At 40.8% G+C, this 22740-nt stretch carries 19 protein-coding genes, 4 tRNA genes and 1 other annotated feature; of the genes, 5 read left to right on the forward strand and 18 right to left on the reverse strand.

Annotation, left to right across the window (positions count from 1 at the left end; translation table 11 throughout):
- Window positions 1-489: 489 nt before the first annotated feature.
- From clpB to rluD, 3 genes are all read right to left on the reverse strand, one after another.
- Window positions 490-3063 (reverse strand): ATP-dependent chaperone ClpB, encoded by a 2574-nt coding sequence (gene clpB / locus SC428_RS14055; RefSeq protein WP_140187206.1) that lies wholly within the window; start codon window positions 3061-3063, stop codon window positions 490-492.
- Window positions 3064-3188: 125 nt separating this feature from the next.
- Entirely contained in the window at window positions 3189-3923 is a 735-nt protein-coding gene (gene yfiH / locus SC428_RS14060; protein ID WP_318708203.1) for a purine nucleoside phosphorylase YfiH, read from the reverse strand.
- Window positions 3923-4900, reverse strand: coding sequence for a 23S rRNA pseudouridine(1911/1915/1917) synthase RluD (gene rluD / locus SC428_RS14065; protein WP_070926472.1), 978 nt, complete (start codon window positions 4898-4900; stop codon window positions 3923-3925). The genes yfiH and rluD overlap by 1 nt, the downstream gene beginning before the upstream one ends.
- 138 nt (window positions 4901-5038) lie before the next feature.
- Here rluD and bamD point away from each other — a divergent pair, with 138 nt between their 5' ends.
- The 3 genes from bamD to pheA all read left to right on the forward strand — a co-directional run bounded on the left by bamD (window position 5039) and on the right by pheA (window position 8071).
- Complete coding sequence (gene bamD / locus SC428_RS14070) at window positions 5039-5770, forward strand: outer membrane protein assembly factor BamD (RefSeq protein ID WP_070926474.1); 732 nt, start codon at window positions 5039-5041, stop codon at window positions 5768-5770.
- A gap of 508 nt (window positions 5771-6278) precedes the next feature.
- Window positions 6279-6608 carry a ribosome-associated translation inhibitor RaiA gene (raiA, locus tag SC428_RS14075; RefSeq protein WP_070926476.1) on the forward strand — a complete coding sequence of 110 codons (330 nt, stop codon included), beginning with the start codon at window positions 6279-6281 and terminating at the stop codon, window positions 6606-6608.
- 142 nt (window positions 6609-6750) lie between these two features.
- Window positions 6751-6872 (forward strand) — a sequence feature (Phe leader region).
- 26 nt (window positions 6873-6898) lie between these two features.
- Window positions 6899-8071: a bifunctional chorismate mutase/prephenate dehydratase gene (gene pheA, locus SC428_RS14080; protein ID WP_070926478.1), complete on the forward strand. Its 1173-nt coding sequence runs from the start codon at window positions 6899-6901 to the stop codon at window positions 8069-8071.
- Between the two features lie 60 nt (window positions 8072-8131).
- Here the strand turns inward: pheA and SC428_RS14085 are convergent, their stop codons facing one another.
- From SC428_RS14085 to ffh, 8 genes are all read right to left on the reverse strand, one after another.
- Entirely contained in the window at window positions 8132-9682 is a 1551-nt protein-coding gene (locus SC428_RS14085) for a methyl-accepting chemotaxis protein (protein WP_318708207.1), read from the reverse strand.
- Between the two features lie 384 nt (window positions 9683-10066).
- Window positions 10067-11188: a bifunctional chorismate mutase/prephenate dehydrogenase gene (tyrA, locus tag SC428_RS14090; protein WP_140181995.1), complete on the reverse strand. Its 1122-nt coding sequence runs from the start codon at window positions 11186-11188 to the stop codon at window positions 10067-10069.
- Window positions 11189-11202: 14 nt separating this feature from the next.
- The gene (locus SC428_RS14095; RefSeq protein WP_070926482.1) at window positions 11203-12297 is read right to left on the reverse strand and encodes a 3-deoxy-7-phosphoheptulonate synthase; all 1095 of its coding nucleotides are present in this window, start codon (window positions 12295-12297) and stop codon (window positions 11203-11205) included.
- A gap of 488 nt (window positions 12298-12785) precedes the next feature.
- A complete protein-coding gene (gene rplS, locus SC428_RS14100; protein WP_004914006.1) occupies window positions 12786-13139 on the reverse strand; it encodes a 50S ribosomal protein L19 in 354 nt (117 codons plus the stop codon).
- Window positions 13140-13204: 65 nt separating this feature from the next.
- Window positions 13205-13951 (reverse strand): tRNA (guanosine(37)-N1)-methyltransferase TrmD, encoded by a 747-nt coding sequence (gene trmD, locus SC428_RS14105; protein WP_070926483.1) that lies wholly within the window; start codon window positions 13949-13951, stop codon window positions 13205-13207.
- Between the two features lie 38 nt (window positions 13952-13989).
- Entirely contained in the window at window positions 13990-14538 is a 549-nt protein-coding gene (gene rimM, locus SC428_RS14110; RefSeq protein WP_070926485.1) for a ribosome maturation factor RimM, read from the reverse strand.
- Between the two features lie 18 nt (window positions 14539-14556).
- Complete coding sequence (gene rpsP, locus SC428_RS14115) at window positions 14557-14805, reverse strand: 30S ribosomal protein S16 (protein WP_070926487.1); 249 nt, start codon at window positions 14803-14805, stop codon at window positions 14557-14559.
- Between the two features lie 136 nt (window positions 14806-14941).
- Window positions 14942-16303: a signal recognition particle protein gene (ffh, locus tag SC428_RS14120; RefSeq protein ID WP_070926489.1), complete on the reverse strand. Its 1362-nt coding sequence runs from the start codon at window positions 16301-16303 to the stop codon at window positions 14942-14944.
- Between the two features lie 551 nt (window positions 16304-16854).
- Here ffh and SC428_RS14125 point away from each other — a divergent pair.
- Both SC428_RS14125 and SC428_RS14130 read left to right on the forward strand, forming a co-directional pair.
- Window positions 16855-17646: an inner membrane protein YpjD gene (locus tag SC428_RS14125; protein ID WP_070926492.1), complete on the forward strand. Its 792-nt coding sequence runs from the start codon at window positions 16855-16857 to the stop codon at window positions 17644-17646.
- Between the two features lie 50 nt (window positions 17647-17696).
- Window positions 17697-18986: a CNNM domain-containing protein gene (locus SC428_RS14130; protein ID WP_070926494.1), complete on the forward strand. Its 1290-nt coding sequence runs from the start codon at window positions 17697-17699 to the stop codon at window positions 18984-18986.
- Between the two features lie 61 nt (window positions 18987-19047).
- Here SC428_RS14130 and luxS read toward each other — a convergent pair whose 3' ends face one another.
- From luxS to csrA, 7 genes are all read right to left on the reverse strand, one after another.
- Window positions 19048-19563, reverse strand: a complete 516-nt coding sequence (luxS, locus tag SC428_RS14135; RefSeq protein WP_070926496.1) for an S-ribosylhomocysteine lyase — start codon at window positions 19561-19563, stop codon at window positions 19048-19050.
- 155 nt (window positions 19564-19718) lie between these two features.
- Window positions 19719-21278, reverse strand: a complete 1560-nt coding sequence (gene gshA / locus SC428_RS14140; RefSeq protein WP_070926498.1) for a glutamate--cysteine ligase — start codon at window positions 21276-21278, stop codon at window positions 19719-19721.
- Window positions 21279-21451: 173 nt separating this feature from the next.
- Window positions 21452-21528: transfer RNA gene (locus tag SC428_RS14145), tRNA-Arg, on the reverse strand.
- An 88-nt stretch (window positions 21529-21616) separates the two neighbouring features.
- Window positions 21617-21693: transfer RNA gene (locus SC428_RS14150), tRNA-Arg, on the reverse strand.
- A 96-nt stretch (window positions 21694-21789) separates the two neighbouring features.
- A tRNA-Arg gene (locus SC428_RS14155) sits at window positions 21790-21866 on the reverse strand.
- Window positions 21867-21878: 12 nt separating this feature from the next.
- Window positions 21879-21971 (reverse strand) — tRNA-Ser (locus tag SC428_RS14160).
- Between the two features lie 517 nt (window positions 21972-22488).
- Entirely contained in the window at window positions 22489-22674 is a 186-nt protein-coding gene (csrA, locus tag SC428_RS14165) for a carbon storage regulator CsrA (RefSeq protein ID WP_004264815.1), read from the reverse strand.
- Window positions 22675-22740: the final 66 nt, after the last annotated feature.

Raw genomic sequence — 22740 nt, forward strand, 5'->3', positions numbered from 1 at the left:
TTAGTCACTCTTCAAGACTTTAAAATCAAATATTTTTTTGATAGTGTCTTGTGAGTGCCCACACAGATTGTCTGATAAATTGTTAAAGAGCGTTGCGACTTTATCTTTCGATATTAACCGTTTAGGTCGTTGTCGCGAGGTGGCGTATAATACGCTTTCCTCATCGAGAGTCAAGCTTTTTTTTCACTTATTCTTTTCAGAATCTCTCGCTGCCTTCGTGATGCCTTTTGGGTTATCCCCTTTGGGCTTGCCATCACATTTCGTGTCGGCTCATCGTCGGTCAGTGGAGGCGCATTATAGGGAGTCAGGAAATTCTAGCAAGTGTTTTTTTGAGAAAAAAATGACAACCGATTAACTTTTATACTTTAAGGCTATTTTTATAGCGAAAATAGTCTTTTTAGATGCTCAAATCCCATATCTAGAAAGATTAGAGATAAAAAAGGCGACCATGAGGCCGCCTTCTATATTTATATCTTTAGAGTTAAATGATTACTGCTTAGCGATGATTTCATCATTTTCAACATCTAACACAACTGGTTTACCTGGAATAAGTTTGCCAGACAGTATCTCTTGCGCCAGCGGGTTTTCAATTTCTTGCTGGATAGCACGTTTCAGTGGACGAGCACCAAATATTGGATCAAATCCTGCTTCACCAATTTTTTCCAATGCGGCTGGTGTTGCACTCACTTCATAACCATGCTCTTCCATACGTTTGTATAAACGTCCTAATTGGATATTCGCAATATTCGTAATTTGTTCTTTACCTAACGGGTGGAACACAACGACTTCATCGATACGGTTGATAAACTCTGGTCTAAAGCTATGTGCTACAACTTCCATTACCATATCTTTCATTTCTGAATAACCTATGGTGCCGAAACGTTCTTGAATCAAATCAGAACCAAGGTTAGACGTCATGATAATAACGGTATTACGGAAATCGACTGTACGACCCTGACCATCAGTCAAACGGCCATCATCCAATACTTGTAATAGAATATTGAAAACATCTGGATGGGCTTTTTCCACCTCATCCAATAATATTACCGAGTACGGACGACGACGAACAGCTTCCGTCAGATAACCACCTTCTTCGTATCCGACATATCCTGGAGGTGCACCAACCAAACGGGAAACTGCGTGTTTCTCCATAAATTCAGACATATCAATACGAACCATCGCATCATCACTATCAAACATAAAGTTTGCCAGTGCTTTACACAGTTCTGTTTTACCAACCCCTGTTGGCCCTAAGAACATAAATGAACCAATTGGGCGATTAGGATCTGACAAACCAGCACGGCTACGGCGGATAGCATTAGACACAGCAACCACGGCTTCGTCTTGGCCAATTACACGTTGGTGTAATTTCTGCTCCATACGTAACAATTTTTCTCTTTCACTTTCCAACATACGAGAAACTGGTATACCCGTCCAGCGAGCGAGAATTTCTGCAATTTCAACATCTGTCACTTTGTTACGCAGAAGTTTCATGCTCTTACCTTCTGCTTTTGTCGCGGCTTCTAATTGCTTTTCCAACTCAGGGATACGACCGTACTGTAGCTCAGACATCTTGGCTAAATCACCACTACGACGCGCCTTATCCATTTCGTGGCGTACATTTTCTAATTCAGCTTTAATATGCTGAGTACCTGTTAATGAAGCTTTTTCTGCTTTCCATTCTTCTTCTAATGAAGAATATTCACGCTCTTTTTCTGCTAACTCTTCTTCAAGCATATCAAGGCGTTTTTTACTTGCGTCATCGGACTCTTTTTTCAGTGCCTGCTGCTCCAGTTTGAGCTGAATAATACGACGCTCTAAACGGTCAAGGGATTCAGGCTTAGAATCCATTTGCATACGCAAACTCGCACCCGCCTCGTCAATCAGGTCGATAGCTTTGTCCGGCAGCATACGATCAGTAATGTATCGATGTGATAATGTTGCCGCTGCGACAATCGCAGGGTCTGTAATTTGTACATGATGGTGCAACTCATAGCGCTCTTTCAGACCACGTAAAATCGCAATAGTATCTTCTACGCTAGGCTCAGCCACATATACCTTTTGGAAACGACGTTCTAAAGCCGGATCCTTTTCAATATATTGACGATACTCGTCTAAAGTGGTTGCACCCACGCAGTGTAATTCACCACGAGCTAACGCAGGCTTCAACATATTCCCCGCGTCCATAGCTCCGTCAGCTTTACCCGCACCGACCATGGTATGTAACTCATCAATAAACAGAATGACATTACCTTCTTGTTTAGCAAGGTCATTCAATACACCTTTTAAACGCTCTTCAAATTCCCCACGGAATTTTGCACCTGCAATTAACGCGCCCATATCGAGAGATAAAACGCGTTTATTTTTTAGTCCTTCAGGGACTTCACCATTAACAATACGCTGCGCTAAACCCTCAACGATAGCGGTTTTACCTACACCCGGTTCACCTATCAATACAGGGTTGTTTTTTGTACGACGCTGTAATACTTGAATTGTACGGCGGATCTCTTCATCACGCCCTATCACTGGGTCTAATTTGCCTTGCTCTGCACGCTCAGTTAAATCAACTGTAAATTTCTTTAAGGCTTGGCGCTGGTCTTCAGCGCTTTGGTCATTCACTTTTTCTCCACCACGCATCTGTTCTATTGCCTTATTTAAGTTAGCTTTATTTACACCAGCCGCTTTAAGCATATCTGCGAGGGATGTATTCGCTTCTAAAGCAGCAACAAGAAATAATTCAGAGGAGATAAATTCATCTCCATTTTTTTGTGCTAGTTGATCACATAAATTTAAGTGACGGATCAAATCACTTGATGGCTGAACATCACCAGCAATACCTTGTACCTGTGGTAGGCGGGCAAGAGCCTCTTCAATTTTTTGTTTAAACTCTACTGCATTAACACCTATTGTGGTCAAAAGAGGACGAATTGAGCCACTCTCCTGATTAAACAGTGCACTTAATAAATGAATAGGTTCAATAAACTGGTTTTCGCGCCCAAGGGCTAATGACTGGGCGTCAGCGAGAGCTTGCTGGAATTTATTAGTTAAACGATCCAGACGCATAACACCTCCAATAAAATGGAATTAAAATTGCTTCTGGTGAATAGATGAGGTCTATTTCTATTTATTCAAGTTTACATCTTAATTATTTTAGTGATATTGGTTAATTTGGAACAATTCACTAATTACTAGTTATTTATCCATATCAATGATGCCATACGCCCCGTTTTACCCTCACGACGATAGGAAAAAAATCTGTTTTTATCACTTACTGTACAAAATGAGCCACCATAAATGGATGAAATCCCTATTGCTTGTAGTTTTTTTCGTGCTAATAAGTAAATGTCAGCTAAATACTTTTCACCGTACGGAACAAAACCTGATGCTAAATCCGTTGATTGTTTAATAAAGGCTTCCTTGACTTCAATACCTACCTCAAAGTTTTCAGGGCCAATGGCAGGACCGAGCCAAGCCATAATCTCACTTTTTGGGCATGAAAATTGAGCGGCTGTATTCTCAAGTACACCATCACATAAACCACGCCAACCTGCATGTGCAGCAGCGACTTCTTGACCATCTTTACTGCAAAAAAGGACAGGTAAACAATCTGCGGTCATGATGGCGCAAACTTGCCCCACCTGATTAGTATATACCGCATCAGCACGGGTGTTTTCCCAATCACCATTGTTTAAACACACAACTTCTGTTCCATGAACTTGCTGGAGCCACAAAGGTTGCTGTGGCAAGCCAGCTAATTTTTGTAATAAAGAACGATTTTCACTGACTAACACAGGGTCATCACCTACATGATCCCCTAAATTTAGGCTATCAAACGGCGCCAAACTCACACCACCAAGGCGAGTTGTGCTACAGCTGGATATATTGCTAGGTTGTGGCCAATCAGGGAAAATAAGTGAATTCATTACCAGTCCATATTATCTTTATGTAGTTGATAATCTGCCTTTAAGGCTTCGATAAGTTCCACCATATCATCTGGTAAAGGTGCATGCCACTCCATTTGGATCCCTGAAATTGGATGATATAAACGTAACATGGTGGCATGTAATGCTTGGCGATCAAATTTACGCATGACGTCTAAAAATGCTTCACTGGCACCTTTCAGTGGGCGAGGACGGCCACCATATAATGGATCACCAATAAGAGGATGGTTAATGTGTGCCATATGTACGCGTATTTGGTGAGTTCTTCCCGTTTCTAAACGCAAGCGCAAGCGAGTGTGTGCTCTGAAATGCTCCATGATACGGTAATGTGTTACGGCAGGTTTTCCCATCGGGTGTACGGCCATATGAGTGCGTTTTGTTGGATGTCTCGAAATAGGTTCTTCCACCATCCCACCCGCAGTCATTCGACCAACGGCAACTGCTTCATATTCACGTGTGATTTCACGTAGCTGTAATGACTCAACTAAACGAGTTTGTGCAGGAACCGTTTTTGCAACCACCATCAAACCAGTCGTGTCTTTATCGAGACGGTGAACAATCCCTGCTCGTGGTACGTCAACAATTTCAGGATAACGATATAGTAATGCATTTAAGATAGTGCCATCTGGGTTACCTGCACCTGGGTGTACCACTAAACCACGAGGTTTGTTGATGACTAAGATATCTTCATCCTCATAAACGACATCCAAAGGAATATCTTGTGGCTCCCAACGATTCTCCTCTTCAATCAACGCATCGACTAAAATTTGTTCGCCACCTAAAACTTTTTCCTTTGGCTTATTGATAACTTTCCCATTAACCTGCACTCTATCATCTAAAATCCACTCTTTTATACGAGAACGTGAATAATCAGGGAACAATTCCGCTAAAGCCTGATCTAAACGTTGACCGAGCTGTGATTCAGCAACAGTTGCATTAAGTTGTACTTGTTGAGCCATAAATTAATCTACTTTTTTAGTGTTTGTGTTTTGACGGCGAGGCCGTTTTATTTAAAATATATGCTATTGTAACTCGAATTTTGCCGGGAGCCTTACGGATAGTCTCCCTCGAAACACTCAGAGGATAACCAACACGTGATGATACGTATGAAATATCTGGTGGCTGCCGCCACGTTGAGCCTGGTACTCACCGGATGCTCCAGCAATAATGAAATCAGCCCTGATAGCACCCCGGCTGAAATGTACAGTGTTGGCCAGCAAAAGTTGCAGGATGGTAACTACAAAGCGGCCATCAAGCAATTGGAAGCGTTGGATAACCGCTATCCATTTGGCCCATATGCCCAGCAGGTACAATTAGATCTGATTTATGCTTATTATAAATCAGCTGAACTACCAATGGCGATAGCTGCAATTGACCGCTTTATGCGTCTAAACCCAACCCACCCAAATATTGACTATGTGCTCTATATGCGTGGTTTGACTGCAATGGCACTTGATGATAGTGCATTGCAAGGTTTCTTTGGTATTGACCGCTCAGATAGAGATCCTCAACACGCACGAGTCGCCTTTAAGGACTTTAGCCAATTGGTTCGTTACTATCCTAACAGCCTCTATGCTAACGATTCCAGCAAACGTCTTATCTATTTAAAAGATCGTTTAGCGCGATTTGACCTCTCCGTCGTTGAATATTACAACAAACGTGGTGCCTATGTCGCGGTTGTCAATCGAGTTCAACAAATGTTAAGAGACTACCCAGATACTGATGCCACAAGAAAAGCATTAAAATACATGGAGATAGCTTACAATCAAATGGGGCTTAACGCGGAAGCAAATAAAGTTGCAAACTTGATTGCCGCTAATAGTAATTAATCAAGCTGTAGAATTGAGAAACGGCAGCTTCGGCTGCTGTTTTTTTATGGAAATCCAAGATAGATTAAATATCACTATGCTCTAAATAATTCGAGGTGCAGCTAGGCGACAAGCGAATGAGTCACTAGGAGCATAGAAAACTATATGACTGGTATGACTGGTGGTAAGTGGTGCGAATGAGCGTAGTTGTTATACCTCAATGTAAAGCGCTGCAACTTGCAGTATGACGAGTATATATTGATTTTTCAGGCTATTTTCTACTATTTACTCATGCATCAAATTTTAGCCCAAAGATAGTACCGACTATTAACCGTATTGATAGTCAACTTTTTCAGTTTGGCCCAAGAACTCAAACTTGGCAATCTCTTTCCCCTACTTTTTTATACCAAATCACAGTTCAGATGGTGAGAATGGACTGCATGTATCAAGTGTGATCTAGGTCAATTTTTTAAACTAAATAGTCGCTATTCTGAGTACATCGAAGACGGAAACAATGAGAGGTAACTATATGATAGTGAACATAACTAGCAAACAAATGGATATTACCCCCGCTATCCGAGATCACATTGAGAGCCGTCTGACCAAACTCGACAAATGGCAAGTTTCTTTGATTAATACTCATGTTGTATTATCGAAAGAACCACAAGGCTTTATGGTGGATGCCAATATTAAAACAGCCACAGGTAAACTGGTTGCAAGCGCCAAACATGAAGATATGTATGTCGCAATCAATGAATTAATTAACAAACTCGAAAGACAACTCAATAAAGCACAACACAAAGGAGAATCAAGAAGGGCCAGCAATAGTGTAAAAGAAGCGAACCTTGTTACGTTATAATTTTATATTATCTACAAACTTATCTTGAAACCTTTCCAACGCGCTCATCATGGGTGCGTTTTTTGATGGTACAACTTCTTTTTTGTTGACATCCAGTTAACTATCAGTTCTATTTAAGAGAACACTCTGCAATTATGGTATTAATTATGAATATGAATCTTGGTTTCTTTTCTTTCTTTAGCAACTCCTACTAAGGGGCTTTTGTCGTTCGAGAAATAAAAGAAGACAAGATTTAAAGCCCCTCTAAATAGGGGCTTTTTTTATTCACTGATGTTTTAAGGGTAGGTAGGATGGATAACAGCACTAATTTACTGAAAGTACGTGAAAAAATCAGCCAATTGGACAGTGAACTTCTTGGCCTACTGGCTAAGAGACGCGGCTATGCCGTTGAAGTCGCACAAACAAAGCTAGAAGATAACCGCCCAATACGAGATAAAGAACGCGAGCGCCAATTATTGGATGTTTTGATCGACAAAGCAAAACCGCTAGGCTTAGACGGTTTTTATGTCACCCGACTATTTCAAATGATCATCGAGGATTCGGTTCTTACACAACAAGCTATCCTACAGCAACATCTCAATCTAACACCCAGTGATTCAGCACGATTTGCATTTTTAGGTCCTAAAGGCTCCTACTCACACATCGCAGCCCGTCAATATTCAGCTAGACACTTTGACCAACTTGTTGAGTGCAGCTGCCATAAATTCCAAGATATATTTTCTCTTGTTGAAAGCGGTCAAGCTGACTATGGTATTTTACCGATTGAAAATACCAGTTCAGGGGCAATCAATGATGTTTATGACCTATTACAAAACACCACATTATCGATTGTCGGTGAAATCCGCTTACCGATTAACCATTGCTTGCTAACATCCTGTGATACAGATCTTAGTAAAATAGATACGGTTTATAGTCATCCTCAACCGTTCCAACAATGCAGCCAATATCTCTCTCAATATCCTCATTGGAAAATCGAGTATTGCGACAGTACCTCAACAGCAATGCAAAAAGTGGCTCAACAAAATTCACCAAATGTTGCAGCACTTGGCAGCGAAGCAGGCGGTGCGCTCTATAATTTACAAGTGCTAGAGCATAACTTAGCTAACCAGCAAATTAATATGACTCGGTTTATTGTTGTTGCTCCACAAGCAATTGAAGTTACTGAGCAAGTCCCTGCGAAAACGACACTACTGATTACCACAGGTCAACAAGCCGGGGCTCTGGTAGATGCGCTAGTTATCTTAAAAAATAATAAGATCATCATGAGCAAGCTTGAATCACGCCCGATTAATGGTAAGCCATGGGAAGAGATGTTTTATATTGATGTTCACTCCAACCTGCGCACCGAAAATATGCAACAAGCACTCAAAGATCTATCAGCCATTACACGCTCGATTAAAATTTTAGGTTGTTACCCATCAGAAAATATTGTTCCTGTTGAACCTGAAAAAATTACCCCTTAGATCTTGGTACATAAAAGCCAGTAATTGACTAACTGGCTTTTATTGATATCAAACTTTCAATTAATGCATTGAAAGGTCGACACGAAAATAATTAACTAGCTGTTTAAGGTGTAAGGCTTGCTGCTCCAATGCTCCAGCGGCAGCAACAGATTGCTCAACCAAACTGGCATTTTGTTGTGTTGTGGCATCTAATTGCCCAACAGCACTATTAATTTGCAAGATCCCTGCACTTTGCTCATGGCTAGCTTGTCCTATTTCTTGCAAACGTTTATCCATCTCTTCAACATTTTTGACCATACCATGAATTTGCGTTTCCACATTTTCAACTAACTCCATCCCCTCTTTCGTTTCTGTGAGTGAATTTTCAATTAAGACTCTAATATCATTAGCTGAATTAGCACTTTTTTGTGCTAAGAGTCGAACCTCTCCCGCAACAACAGCGAAACCACGTCCATGCTCGCCCGCCCTAGCAGCCTCAACAGAGGCATTCAATGCGAGGATATTAGTTTGAAAGGCTATAGAATCGATTAAATTAATAATATCAGTCATTTGACTTGATGATGCATTAATAGCACGCATTTTATCAGTCACTCGATTCATCATTTTGCCATTATTCGTAACGACTAGTGCAGTATCAGCAGCAAGCTGGGTGGCTTGATGGGTGTGTTCAGCCGTATTTTGTACTGTTGATGTGATCTGTTCCATCGAACTCGCCGTCTCTTCGACAGAGGTTGCTTGCTCCTCTGTTCTTGCTGCGAGATTTTGGTTGCCAGCAACAATTTGCCCCGCCGCCGCCGAAATACTTTCTGATCCATTTTGGACTTCCAGCACAATCTCCAATAAACGTTTTTTCATTTCCAACAATGCTTGAAGTAATATACCGGTTTCATCACGATATTTGATTTCTACATGTTGCGTTAAATCACCTTCAGCGATGGCTTGAGCAAAAGCTACCGCTTTTCCAAGTGGGCGAGTAATTGATCGGGTCATAAACCAGCCAATCACACAACCAAGCGCAATACTAATCAGCGCTAATATAATTAAGAAATATTTATTAAAATTGTATTCATCATTAACAACAATGCCCGCTTGCTGCATTTTGTGATTTTGTACCTCAATAAAGTTTTGTACTTTTTCACGATATTCACGTTGAATAGCCGATGTTTTATTCATCATTTCATCAATAGCTGCACGGCGATCATTATTGGCTAAAAAGTGATTCAAACGAGATTGGGATTGAAGAAAACGATCACGAACATCATAGATCTGTTCAAGTACGCTAATAGACTGTTGATCTGTTGCATGATCATCAAGCTCCTTCAACAGCTGTGCCACATTCTCACTAATTTTGCTTAGTTCGTTTCGACGTCTTTCACTGTCTCTATCATCCAGTAAAATTAACTCTTGTATGCCAATATAAGAATAAAAATTATCCATTAGCTGATTAGCCTTAACAGTCATTGGATAATCTTTATAAATAACCGTCTGAATTCCATCATTCGCTCTATTTAAACTGATTAGAGAAAATGTTGAACTCAATAACATAAGTAAAATAAAGAAAGCGAATGCAATCGATAGTTTTACACCAATTTTCATATCCTTCAGGGACATAGATTCCTCACCGACCAATTAATCATTTCATGGGCATTAATATCGGTAAATAATCAACTAACTTTATTATTAAAATCGCTCAATTTTAAAATGTTCAACCTATAAACCAATTAACTGGAGCTAATAGAGAGTTAGTCACTAACATTAGTATATTTATTGGTATGTTAAGTTATGGAATACAGTAATAAGTAAAATCACGTGCACATAGTAAAAAAGAACGTGATGGCTTAATAATTTGCTTCTTACGATTTTGTAGGGAAATATATCCTCTACATATTGGTAGGTGCCGTTAGACAATTAGTGAATACGTTATTTACATCTTAACGAAAAGTACTGCAACTTGAAGTATCAAAAATATAGCCCCAATTGGGGCTATAACAAGTATTATTTACGATTATCGTTAGCTCTTTGCAATAGCGACTGACTTTCCTTCATGAAGTGGTGAGCATCTTCACCAAACCACTCACTGACTTTATTAAATTGCTGTATAAATTCAGCTTTATCCTTGCGTTCCAGCATTTCAATCGATTCGCCAAATAATTGATAGTAACGGCGGATCAATTCAATATTTTCATCTGATGACATAATAATATCGGCATACAACTGCGGATCTTGGGCAAATAAGCGCCCAACCATAGCCAGCTCTAAACGATAGATCGGAGATGATAGATCCAGCAACTGCTGGAGATCTACATGCTCCTCCGCTAAATTTTGACCATAGGTAAAGGTGGTGAAATGGCGTAATGCCTGAATAAAACTCATATTGCGATCGTGATCGTTCGCAGTAATTTTTTTCAAGCGAGCCCCCCAAACCTGTAGCTGTTCAAGAAACCACTGATAAGCACCACTATCTCTTCCGTCGCAAAATGCAAACACTTGTTTTGCAACACTACCAACATCAGGACCAAACATAGGGTGTAAACCAAGGACAGGACCTTCATGTACCGCAAGCATCGCTTCAAGAGGCTGACGCTTCACTGATGCGATATCAATAAGGATCGTTTCTTTATCTAATTTAGGTAGCTTATGAATAATTTCTACCGTTGTATGTATTGGCACGCTGACAATGACAACGCTTGCACCCGATACAATAGAGGTGGCTTGAGGCCAATCTTGCTCACCTAATGTTTTTACTTGGTAGCCTGACAACGTTAGTAAGCGGTTAAATAACCGCCCCATTTTACCGTCACCACCTACAATCACAATTGGGCCGGCATCTGGCTTTAGCGTTTTAAAACCTTTGTCATTTTCACGAGCGTAGGATTCTCGCATAATACGACGAAGTATATCTTCAATTAAATCAGCAGGGATCCCCATTCGCTCAGCCTCTTGGCGGCGGGCAGCCAACATACTTGACTCCCGCTCAGGCACATAAATCGGTAAGCCATGTTGACTCTTAACTTCACCGACTTCGGCTACCAGCTGTAAGCGTTTAGCCAATAAATCTAATAATGATTTATCAACTTCATCAATTTGATCTCTCAGATGAGATAATTCAACAGACATACCTATACCTTGTATTAACTCGCAATTTCAAATTTTTCTGCGCGCTCTTCAAGCACAGGTAATAACGCTTGATGAAGTTTGCGCAGTACCACTTCTGTTGTTTCCCAATCAATGCAAGCATCAGTGACTGATACACCATATTTCATCGCATCACGTGGTTGTTCTGATGTTTGATTACCTTCATGTAAATGGCTTTCTAACATAATACCCGTTATTGACTGATTTCCATTAGTAATTTGTTCAATGATTGAATCAACAACTAATGGCTGACGACGGTAGTCTTTATTTGAATTGCCGTGGCTACAATCGACCATTAATGACGGTTCAAGTCCCGCTTTTTTCATTTCAGCTTCACAAGCGGCAATATCTTCAGCGCTGTAATTTGGTGTTTTACCACCACGTAAAATCACGTGCCCGTTATCATTACCTTTAGTATGCAGCAAGCTAACTTGGCCAGACTGATTGATGCCCATAAATCTGTGTGGCATTGATGCAGCTTTCATCGCATTGATAGCAGTAGATAAGCTACCATCAGTACCATTTTTAAACCCAACAGGCATTGATAAACCTGAAGCCATCTCACGGTGAGTTTGTGATTCCGTTGTTCTTGCACCGATTGCAGACCAGCTAAATAGATCCCCTAAGTATTGTGGATTATTTGGATCTAAAGCCTCAGTTGCCAAAGGTAGCCCCATATTCACCAAGTTAGTCAATAAATCACGAGCAATATGTAGGCCTGTTTCCATATCAAATGAGCCATCCATCGCAGGATCGCTGATTAGTCCTTTCCAACCCACGGTTGTACGAGGTTTTTCAAAATAAACACGCATCACAATATATAAACTGTCATTCAGCTCAGCTGCAAGTTTTTGTAGACGCTGACCGTATTCAATCGCCGCATCAACATCATGAATAGAACAAGGACCACATACCACGAGCAAGCGCGGGTCACGCTGATGAATAATATCAGCAATAGTTTTACGTGAGGCCGCGATAGCATGCAGGTTATTGTTACTCAGAGGAAACTTCTGTTTCAGAGCTTCAGGTGTAATTAAAACCTGTTCATCATGAATATTCACATTATTGAGTACATCTTTTTGCATGATCATTTTTATTACCTACTTAACTGTTTATATATTTTCTGTGCGTTAAGGACTAACATACCACGCAACGTAAAGATTACAATCCATTAATGTAAAATAATTACAATACTGTAAATTTAAATGAACAAAAATATAAGCAGTTAATATTAAACAAATTATTCATACATCAATCATTTTCATTTGCTCAAAAAACACACAAAAACACAATAAGTGTAATTTTACATTTACATCTAGATAATAAAAATCAGTTTAACCAATAAAATTAATTATATCTTAATGAATAGCAGAAAGGATCGTCGCGAAGTGTACGCAGACAGTTCAAGCTGTAGCTAGGTGGTGTGAGACGCTAGGAGCGTATATGAGTATGTGATGAGTCGCGAGTGAATACAGCCAACAACGCTACGATTTGAAATATGATGAGTATGCGGATATATAAAGGCTCGTGCTTACTCAGCACGAGCCTTATCTATAACTTTCGGATGTGCGAAAGCGTATTACTTGGCGTTCAGACGCTCTTTAATACGAGCTGCCTTACCAGAACGCTCACGCAGGTAGTACAGTTTAGCTCTGCGAACGGCACCACGACGTTTAACAGCGATGCTATCTACGACTGGAGAGTGAGTTTGGAATACGCGCTCAACACCTTCGCCGTTAGAAATTTTACGAACAGTGAATGCAGAGTGCAGACCGCGGTTACGAATAGCGATAACCACGCCCTCAAATGCCTGCAGACGTTTTTTAGAGCCTTCTACGACCCATACCTTAACTTCCACAGTATCACCCTGACGGAATGAAGGTACGTCCTGCTTCATCTGCTCTTGTTCAAGTTGTTTAATAATGTTGCTCATAATAATTCTCTTACCCTAGGTAAACTGATATATGTTAGACAATTAATTTAATTGTCTGGATTCACTTATTGCTCAAGCTGATATTCACGTTGAAATTCAGCTAGCAACATCCTCTGCTCGTCAGTCAGAGCTAGGCTTTCCAGAAGCTCAGGTCTTCTAAGCCAGGTACGGCCAAGTGATTGCTTCATGCGCCAGCTATCTATCTTTGCATGATTACCTGATAGTAAAACATCAGGTACTTGCATGCCGTCTAAAACTTCAGGGCGAGTATAGTGTGGACAATCTAACAAACCATCTGCAAAAGAGTCTTCTTGCGCAGAAGCTTGATGACCTAGCACCCCAGGTATAAACCGAGATACAGAATCTATCAACACCATAGCAGGGAGTTCCCCACCACTGAGAACGTAATCACCGATTGACCACTCTTCGTCAATTTCGGTTTGAATGATCCGTTCATCAATACCTTCATATCGACCACAAACAAGAATTAACTTCTTATTCGTTGCCAACTCACAAACACCGTCTTGACTGAGTTTGCGCCCCTGAGGTGACAGATAAATCACTTTCGCGCCTTCACCCGCCTCAGCTTTTGCTGCGTTGATAGCATCCTTTAAAGGTTGCACCATCATCAGCATGCCTGGACCACCGCCATAAGGGCGATCATCCACTGTTTTGTGCCTATCGTGGGTAAAGTCCCGCGGATTCCAGCATTCAACAGACATCAGGCCATTTTTCACTGCCCGACTAGTTACCCCGTACTCGGTTATTGCGCGGAACATTTCGGGAAACAGGCTAATTACACCAATCCACATGATTTAGTCCCACTCATAAAAACCGTTCAACCGGAGATTTAAAAACCAGGATCCCAATCAACTTCAATCAGTTTAGATTTGAGATCGACTTTCTTGATAACCTGCCCATCAAGAAACGGAACCAACCGCTCCTTGATGCCAAATGCATCTTTTAGATTTGCCTTTATCACAATCACATCATTTGACCCAGTTTCCATCATATCAGTGATGGTACCAAGGTCGTACCCTTGCAACGTCACTACATGACAACCCATAAGGTCTTTCCAGTAGTACTCGTTGTTATCTAATTCAGGGAGTTGCGTTGAATCAACAACAATCTCAAAATTAGTCAAGAGCGCAGCTTCATCGCGGTCATCGACCCCTTTGAGCTTAACAATAATGTCTTTGTTGTGGTGTTTCCAATCTTCCAGTTCGATGTGTTGCCACTGACCAGAACGCTGAATAAACCAAGGTTGATAATCAAAAATACTTTCAGCATGTTCGGTGGACGAAAAAACTTTGAGCCAACCACGAATTCCATATGCTGCGCCTAGTTTACCCAAAACAATTGGATTAGTAGGTGTCGCTAGATTTACTTGCTTGCTCATTGTTACCACCGTGACAGATTAAGCTGCTTTTTTAGCTTGTTTGACCAGTTGTGCAACACGGTCAGAAATAGTTGCACCCAGGCCAACCCAGTGCTCGATACGATCTAAGTCTAAACGCAGTTCTTCTGCTTGACCTGAAGCGATTGGGTTGAAGAAACCGATACGCTCGATAAAACGACCGTCACGCGCATTGCGGCTATCGGTTACAACGATTTGGTAGAACGGACGCTTTTTTGCGCCGCCACGAGATAAACGAATTGTTACCATAACATCCTCATTAGTTAATAAAACAACCAGACTCCATCGAGGGATAGAGTCCGGTTGTCATATAAAAAGCCCGAAAATTTTACTCACTTTGACGCAAAAATCAATCAAAAGTGCATATTCTTTCTAGCTTCATTACTTAACGCCCCGGAAAACCCGGTGGCATCATTCCTTTCATACCACGCATCATCTTAGCAAGACCGCCTTTTTTCATCTTCTTCATCATGCGTTGCATATCATCAAACTGCTTCAAAAGACGATTAACTTCTTGCACGTTAGTTCCTGAACCCGCTGCAATACGACGCTTACGAGACCCTTTGATAATCTCAGGTTTTTCTCGTTCTTTGCGCGTCATTGAGTTGATAATCGCCTCCATACGGATGGTGATTTTATCATCCATCTGAGACTTAACAGCATCAGGAACTTGTGACATACCTGGGATCTTACTCATCATACTGGCCATGCCACCCATGTTGCGCATTTGCTTTAATTGATTGAGAAAATCATTTAAATCAAAACTATCACCCGTTTTGAGTTTTTTCGCCAATTTTTCCGCTTCGTCACGGTCAACTTTATGTTCAATCTCTTCAATCAGCGATAATACGTCGCCCATGCCTAAAATACGTGAAGCTACACGCTCAGGGTGGAATGGCTCCAGTGCATCGGTTTTTTCCCCTACCCCTAAGAACTTGATAGGTTTACCAGTAATTGCACGAATGGATAAAGCCGCACCACCGCGTGCATCACCATCCACTTTAGTCAGCACGACCCCAGTTAAAGGTAGGGCTTCATTAAAGGCTTTTGCTGTATTCGCCGCATCCTGCCCCGTCATTGCATCAACAACAAACAGAGTTTCGACAGGATTGATAATACGATGGACTTCTTTAATTTCATCCATCATTGCTTCATCGACGTGTAAGCGACCCGCGGTATCCACCAGCAATACATCATAAAACTGCAATTGGGCATGTTTTAAGGCTTTTTGTACGATAGCAGCAGGCTTTTCTTGTGCATCAGATGGGAAGAAATCAATTCCAACTGACTGCGCTAATGTCTCTAGCTGTTTGATCGCCGCAGGGCGATAGACGTCAGCTGAAACAACTAAAACTTTTTTCTTTTGTTTCTCTTTTAAATGTTTACCTAGCTTAGCGACACTGGTTGTTTTACCCGCACCTTGTAAACCAGCCATAAGCACAACCGCAGGCGGTTGAGCAGAAAGATTTAACTGATGGTTCTCTTCCCCCATCGCATTTGTGAGTTCATTTTGAACAATTTTGATGAACTCTTGGCCCGGGGTTAAACTTTTATTGACATCTTGGCCAACGGCACTGTCTTTTACTTTTTGAATAAATTCACGGACAACGGGCAAAGCAACGTCTGCTTCCAGCAAAGCCATGCGAACTTCACGCAGTGTATCTTTAATATTATCGTCAGTCAGACGACCACGCCCGCTGATGTTGCGCAAAGTGCGCGATAGTCTGTCAGTTAAATTATCAAACATATGTCTTAGCTCAATTCTGTTTAAGGGCCTACTGTCAAAGCTAGATTTGGTTATTCATACTGCAAAATGCAAGTACATAGTGGCTAATTTAGGCAACTTTTTTATTATTTATCTTTTAGAAAGGCAAATAACCGCCAATACCTATGCTCTAAATAATTCATCGTGCAGCAACGAATGAATTGATCGCTAGAAGCATAGAGAACTATGTGGCAAGTAGCGAGTAGTAGCTACTATAGCTTAACGCATATACCTTAACGCAAAGCGCCGCAGCTTGAAGTATGACGAGTATAAAACCAACGCCAAAACTTTTTGCCGTAGTGTACCATACCTGATGCGGTTTCGCTTCACCCTGTTTAAGGTTGATTTAGTCGGCCAGCGTTCCAATTTACTTATCTATCTAAATAGGATGAGTAAAATCAAAAAAAAGGGCTCTTCGATATCGTTAACAATTTAAGAAGAGGCTTATTAATGTGACCAATGGTTGGAGCCTACAGCTGCACGAGTTATACTACTTAACATTATCCACTTAAAATGAATAACGACACTATACTATGCCCGTATTTGCAGTCATAGCAGTTTGTACATACCTGCTCAGCCTGTCTCTGATTGTTCCTGGTCAGGTTCGTAAGCAGCCTATGTATCGCCAGCTCGCCCTTTTATTGGCAGTTATTGCACTGATCACACATGCAATAACGCTAAAGTTACTTATTTTTCGTGGAGACGGAGGGCAAAACCTCACATTATTGAATTTGGGTTCCGCAGTCAGCTTGCTGATGTGTATCATTATGACTGTCGTAGCATACAAAGGTAGGGCTTGGTACCTTACCCCTATTGTCTATAGCTTTGCGATTATTAATTTAATGCTTTCGACAATTATGCCCGGTGAATTTATTACACACTTAGAAGCTAGCGTTCCTTTATTTATCCATATTGGGTTAGCTTTACTCAGTTATGCAACACTATTAATCGCTGCACTTTATGCCTTCCAAGTTGCCTTGATTGATTACCAATTAAAAAATAAAACACTCAAGTTCAGTTCTGATATGCCTCCCATGATGGTGGTTGAACGCAAAATGTTCCATATCACACAAGTCGGTGTCATTCTGCTCACCTTAACCTTATGCACTGGCTTTATTTATATGGATAATATCTTTGATAAAGAAAACATTCATAAGTCTGTGTTATCTGTTATTGCTTGGTTCGTTTATATTATTTTACTGTGGGGTCACTTCCAAGGCGGCTGGAGAGGTAAACGAGTTCTATTTTTCCATGTTGCTGGGGCATTAATTCTTACAATGGCTTTTTTCGGTAATCGGTTGATACAGCAAGTTATGGTACCTTAACAAAAAAACTAATAAAATAATCTTATCGACATAGCATAAGGAAACTAGTTTTGGATCACGTATCTACTGGTACGCTTATCATTATATTAGTGGTTTTGATCGTGATGTCTGCGTATTTTTCAGCCTCAGAAACAGGCATGATGACGCTAAATCGCTATCGCCTAAAGCACCTCGCCAAACAAGGTAATCGCTCAGCTAAACGTGTTGAAAAGTTACTTAGGCATCCTGATAAACTCATCAGCTTAATTTTGATCGGCAACAACTTGATCAACATAGTTGCTTCATCACTCGCGACCATTATCGGTATGCGTTTGTATGGTAACGCAGGTGTCGCTATTGCTACTGGTATTTTGACCTTTGTGATACTCGTTTTCGCTGAAGTTATGCCTAAAACCATAGCTGCGCTGTACCCAGAAAAAATTGCTTTTCCTAGTAGTTATATTTTAAAACCACTACAAAAAATCATGCTCCCAGTAGTTTGGACCTTCAACAAAATCACATTATTATTTATGCGGATATGCGGTATAAAATCCCCGATTATTCGTAGCGACGCGGTAAGTAAAGAAGAGCTGAGAACTATCGTTAATGAATCAAAAGCCAAGCTCAGCCGCCGCAACCAAGACATGCTAATTTCCATATTGGATCTTGAGAAAGTCACCGTGGGTGACATTATGTTGCCAAGAAATGAAATTGTCGGCATAGATGTCAATGATGACTGGAAGTCTATCATTCGCCAGCTAACACACTCACCACACGGCCGCATCGTGCTCTATCGTGACTCTCTTGATGATGCTATTGGTATTTTACGTGTACGCGAAGCCTATCGCATGATGATGGAAAAACGCGAATTCAATAAACAGAACCTAATTAAGGCTGCTGATAATATTTATTTTATTCCTAACAGCACGCCGTTAAGCATCCAACTAATTAATTTCCAACACAATAAAGAAAAAATTGGCATCATCGTTGATGAATATGGCGAGATCCAAGGCCTAATTACTGTTGAGGATATTTTAGAAGAAATTGTCGGTGACTTTACGACTTCAATGTCACCCTCATTAGCGGAAGAAGTTTTACCACAAAGCGACGGTAGCGTTTTAGTTGATGGTACAGCAAATATTCGCGACCTGAATAAAGCGTTTGATTGGCACCTGCCAATTGATGGCCCAAGAACCATAAATGGTATGGTATTAGAAGCTATTGGTGATATTCCTGAGTTACAAGAGCAAATTGTGATTGGTAATTATTTAGTGGAAGTATTGCTGATCAGCGACAACATCATTAAGCAAGTTAAAATTACCCCTCTTGCAACAACCGCTTCTGTCATGACACAACAATAAAAAACCGCACCTCCTCTTTTAAAATAATAGGTTAGGTGCAGTTTATTTTAGAAATGCTGAGCTAGATATGTAGCTCAGTCAATTTTTCGGCTGGTAATGCAAGCTCCTCATTTTTATTAATAAGGATCTCAGATGCCAATACATTGCGAGCGATTTGTTGTGCTTCTTCCAATGAATGCATTTTAAATGTTCCACACTGATAAACATTTAGCTCAGGGATCTTATTTTGATCTTGCACTTTTAACACATCTTGCATCGCACCTTTCCATGCATCTGCAACACGCTGCTCATCAGGTTGACCAATCAAACTCATATAAAAGCCTGTACGGCAGCCCATTGGCGAGATATCAATAATTTCGACACCATTGCCATTCAGATGGTCACGCATGAAACCTGCAAATAAGTGCTCAAGAGTATGAGTGCCTTTTTCCGTCATAGCCTCTTTGTTAGGCACAGTGAAGCGCAAATCGAATACCGTGATCGTATCCCCATTTGGAGTTTTCATGGTTTTTGCGACTCGGACGGCAGGCGCAGCCATACGCGTGTGATCTACAGTAAAACTGTCTAATAACGGCATTTATTGACCTCCTGAAAAAATTATTTTTTATTTGCGAAAAAAATGAAACTATTTTGAAATCGTCGAGTCTTACTTAATGAAAGACGCGCAAATTTGTTATCATCCCTAATTCTCTAAGAGATTTTTGTTTGGCCACCTAGTGTGGCCATTTTCTTTTAACGACCTGCGTGCTTATGCAAGTAATCTTCAAAACTCTCAGTCTCTTCTTTTTCAATCATAGCTTGTTTTTCAATGGAAGCTACCCGAGCGGCTTCAAACTGCTCTTCAGTGATCACTTCATAAGGTTCACTAATTAGCTCTTGATAGTATTTTTCTGCCAACTCTAAACCATAACCACCAATACCTTGCTCAAGCATTTTATCCATAACTAGCGCCGAGTAGGTTAATTTTGGATCTTCAAACATTGAAACAAACTGATGACATACCTCTTGATACTTAGCATCACAACAAGTATCAAGCACTTCAGCAACACGGATCAGATCCTTAAATAATTGCTGCCCCACCTCAACAAGGGGCTTCATTTCACTACCACAGCCAATACCAATGACTTGGCCTGGTTTACGCCCCTCAAGGATCACTCGACTCCAGTTTTTACGGCTACAGTCTAATTCTTGAGTATCCATTTCTGGTGCATCAGCTAGCACACACCAAATCAAAAATAGATCAAGGAAACGAGTCTGGGTTTCATCAACACCAATCGCATTAAAAGGGTTGATGTCTAAAGCACGAACTTCAATGTATTCGATACCACCACGCAATAACGCATCTGACGGTGATTCGTCACCTTTAGGCACACGTTTCGGGCGGATTGGCGCATACAATTCATTTTCAATTTGCAGCACGTTAGTATTCAACTGAATATATTTACCGTCTTTTTTAGTCCCTAGCGCTGCAAACTCCTCAGACGGCTTGTAAATCGCTTTCTTTAAACCTGCTACGTAGCTATCTAAATCATTAAACGTGATGTTTAAATCGCTCTGAGACTTATTTGTGTAGCCTAAATCACTCATTCGTAATGAAGTTGCATACGGTAAGTAATAGGTTCCTTTTTCAGTCTTATCAAAAGTTAATTTAGTGTTTCTATCCTTAAGGAATGAACCACAAATCGCAGGGGAAGCGCCAAATAAGTAAGGAATAACCCAACCAAAACGATAATAGTTTCTGATTAGGCGTAAATAACCATCAGAGATTTGCGCTTTACCACTTTCAGCATCTTTAACACCCGCCCACGCTTGCCAAAACTCAATCGGCAAAGAGAAGTTATAGTGAACGCCAGCAATAGTCTGCATCAATGCACCATAACGGTGTTTTAACCCTTCACGATATAAATTTTTGAAGCGGCCAACATTCGATGCCCCATACTGTGCAAGTGTGATCTTCTCTTCATTTTCAATGAAACAAGGCATGCTTAATGGCCACATTCTTTCATTATGAAGATGACGCGCTGTATATCGGTGCAAATCCCTAAGAAAAGCCAAACTATGTCCAATACTTTTATCCACAGGAGTAATGAACTCAAGTAGGGGCTCAGCAAAATCTGTCGTGATCCATTTATGTGTTAAAGCTTTCCCCAATTCTTCCGAATGCAAAGTTTCAGCAATAGAACCTTTCGGAGTAACACGTAATGTTTCACGCTCAATACCACGCTGAATGCCATTCAGTGCTTCAGGGTGCGCCTCTAACCATGAGAGCGCTTTAGATACGTCCGGGATCAAATCGACCTCCCGCCTGTGATGTAATTTTATTTTAGTAAGGTGCTTACTTTAGCTTAAATGAAGGAAATTGTCGCTGTCTAGATGTGTGGTTTATCTTGAATGGGTATTGAAATAATAAAGAATAGTCAACTTCAGGATGAAAAAAAAGCCCCTCATTGAGGAGCTTCTTGTTCTGGTGCATCCGGGAGGATTCGAACCTCCGACCGCTCGGTTCGTAGCCGAGTACTCTATCCAGCTGAGCTACGGATGCATAATTCTTTTATTGATATGAGTTAATCAATAACTAGCAATACTGTTTAATAAGGGAATATTTGATATGTGAGAATATCACTAATAGATGGTGCATCCGGGAGGATTCGAACCTCCGACCGCTCGGTTCGTAGCCGAGTACTCTATCCAGCTGAGCTACGGATGCATTACAATATCAAACTCTACTTCATCAGTTACTGCTATGTTTTGGTCGCTAAAAACCAAAACAAAACCCCATCAGTATCACTCATAGGGTTAAATATGGTGCATCCGGGAGGATTCGAACCTCCGACCGCTCGGTTCGTAGCCGAGTACTCTATCCAGCTGAGCTACGGATGCAGTAATCTAAAATGGCGGTGAGGGAGGGATTCGAACCCTCGATGCAGCTTTTGACCGCATACTCCCTTAGCAGGGGAGCGCCTTCAGCCTCTCGGCCACCTCACCGTTTTTAGTCACACACGATTTGTTTTTCAACATCTCGTCTCTGTGTGGCGCACATATTACTTTCCTGACCTTAGAAGTCAAACAATTTTTCCAAACTTTTTGGTTTCTAATGACTGTTTGCACATTTCACAAGCAAGATGATTAGTTTAGCATCGAAAATCGCATTCATCACGGCTTAATTTTACTCTTTTTTTAGCCACTAAAAATTTACTCTGTGCATATCTTTCTCACCCAAAATTGCAACACATAGAATTAAACATATTAAGCAACAATTTCTGCTGTGATGCTTGCTCAAAAACAGAACAACACATCTAGCATAAAAAAACAGCAGGTAATTAAAATTTAGCAACAGCTCAAATGATGAGTGAAAGGATTGATACGAATATCGTCGATGCGAAATTTGAGTTGATGAATAGTCACACTATAATTATGACAATTCATTATACGGCTGGCTTTCCAATGAAAGACAAGCGTCCATTTTCGCTGTGTGGGTCAAAATTTGGACGCTTATTCATTATTATTGATTATCTGGTTGAGTCTTTTCGGCCTGGATCCGTTGATAAATTTCTTCACGGTGAACAGAAACTTCTTTTGGGGCATTGACACCAATACGAACTTGATTGCCTTTTACTCCCAGTACAGTAACTGTTACCTCATCGCCTATCATGAGTGTTTCACCAACTCGACGAGTCAGAATAAGCATTCTTTGCTCCTTGAAATATTATAAAGAGTCGGGTCTCTAGGTTTCCCCCGCTATTGTCCATCACAC

This window comes from Providencia sp. 2023EL-00965 (genome assembly GCF_033550225.1).
GTDB lineage: Bacteria > Pseudomonadota > Gammaproteobacteria > Enterobacterales > Enterobacteriaceae > Providencia > Providencia manganoxydans.

What these genes read in the sequence shown, in the direction of transcription:
- csrA (WP_004264815.1), bottom strand. Translation starts at nt 22,674, where the DNA reads ATGCTTATTCTGACTCGTCGAGTTGGTGAAACACTCATGATAGGCGAT.
- rluD (WP_070926472.1), bottom strand. Translation starts at nt 4,900, where the DNA reads ATGGCTCAACAAGTACAACTTAATGCAACTGTTGCTGAATCACAGCTC.
- tyrA (WP_140181995.1), bottom strand. Translation starts at nt 11,188, where the DNA reads ATGTCTGTTGAATTATCTCATCTGAGAGATCAAATTGATGAAGTTGAT.
- rplS (WP_004914006.1), bottom strand. Translation starts at nt 13,139, where the DNA reads ATGAGCAACATTATTAAACAACTTGAACAAGAGCAGATGAAGCAGGAC.
- rimM (WP_070926485.1), bottom strand. Translation starts at nt 14,538, where the DNA reads ATGAGCAAGCAAGTAAATCTAGCGACACCTACTAATCCAATTGTTTTG.
- pheA (WP_070926478.1), top strand. Translation starts at nt 6,899, where the DNA reads ATGGATAACAGCACTAATTTACTGAAAGTACGTGAAAAAATCAGCCAA.
- clpB (WP_140187206.1), bottom strand. Translation starts at nt 3,063, where the DNA reads ATGCGTCTGGATCGTTTAACTAATAAATTCCAGCAAGCTCTCGCTGAC.
- SC428_RS14125 (WP_070926492.1), top strand. Translation starts at nt 16,855, where the DNA reads ATGCCCGTATTTGCAGTCATAGCAGTTTGTACATACCTGCTCAGCCTG.
- bamD (WP_070926474.1), top strand. Translation starts at nt 5,039, where the DNA reads ATGATACGTATGAAATATCTGGTGGCTGCCGCCACGTTGAGCCTGGTA.
- SC428_RS14095 (WP_070926482.1), bottom strand. Translation starts at nt 12,297, where the DNA reads ATGATCATGCAAAAAGATGTACTCAATAATGTGAATATTCATGATGAA.
- luxS (WP_070926496.1), bottom strand. Translation starts at nt 19,563, where the DNA reads ATGCCGTTATTAGACAGTTTTACTGTAGATCACACGCGTATGGCTGCG.
- rpsP (WP_070926487.1), bottom strand. Translation starts at nt 14,805, where the DNA reads ATGGTAACAATTCGTTTATCTCGTGGCGGCGCAAAAAAGCGTCCGTTC.
- yfiH (WP_318708203.1), bottom strand. Translation starts at nt 3,923, where the DNA reads ATGAATTCACTTATTTTCCCTGATTGGCCACAACCTAGCAATATATCC.
- trmD (WP_070926483.1), bottom strand. Translation starts at nt 13,951, where the DNA reads ATGTGGATTGGTGTAATTAGCCTGTTTCCCGAAATGTTCCGCGCAATA.
- ffh (WP_070926489.1), bottom strand. Translation starts at nt 16,303, where the DNA reads ATGTTTGATAATTTAACTGACAGACTATCGCGCACTTTGCGCAACATC.
- SC428_RS14085 (WP_318708207.1), bottom strand. Translation starts at nt 9,682, where the DNA reads ATGTCCCTGAAGGATATGAAAATTGGTGTAAAACTATCGATTGCATTC.
- raiA (WP_070926476.1), top strand. Translation starts at nt 6,279, where the DNA reads ATGATAGTGAACATAACTAGCAAACAAATGGATATTACCCCCGCTATC.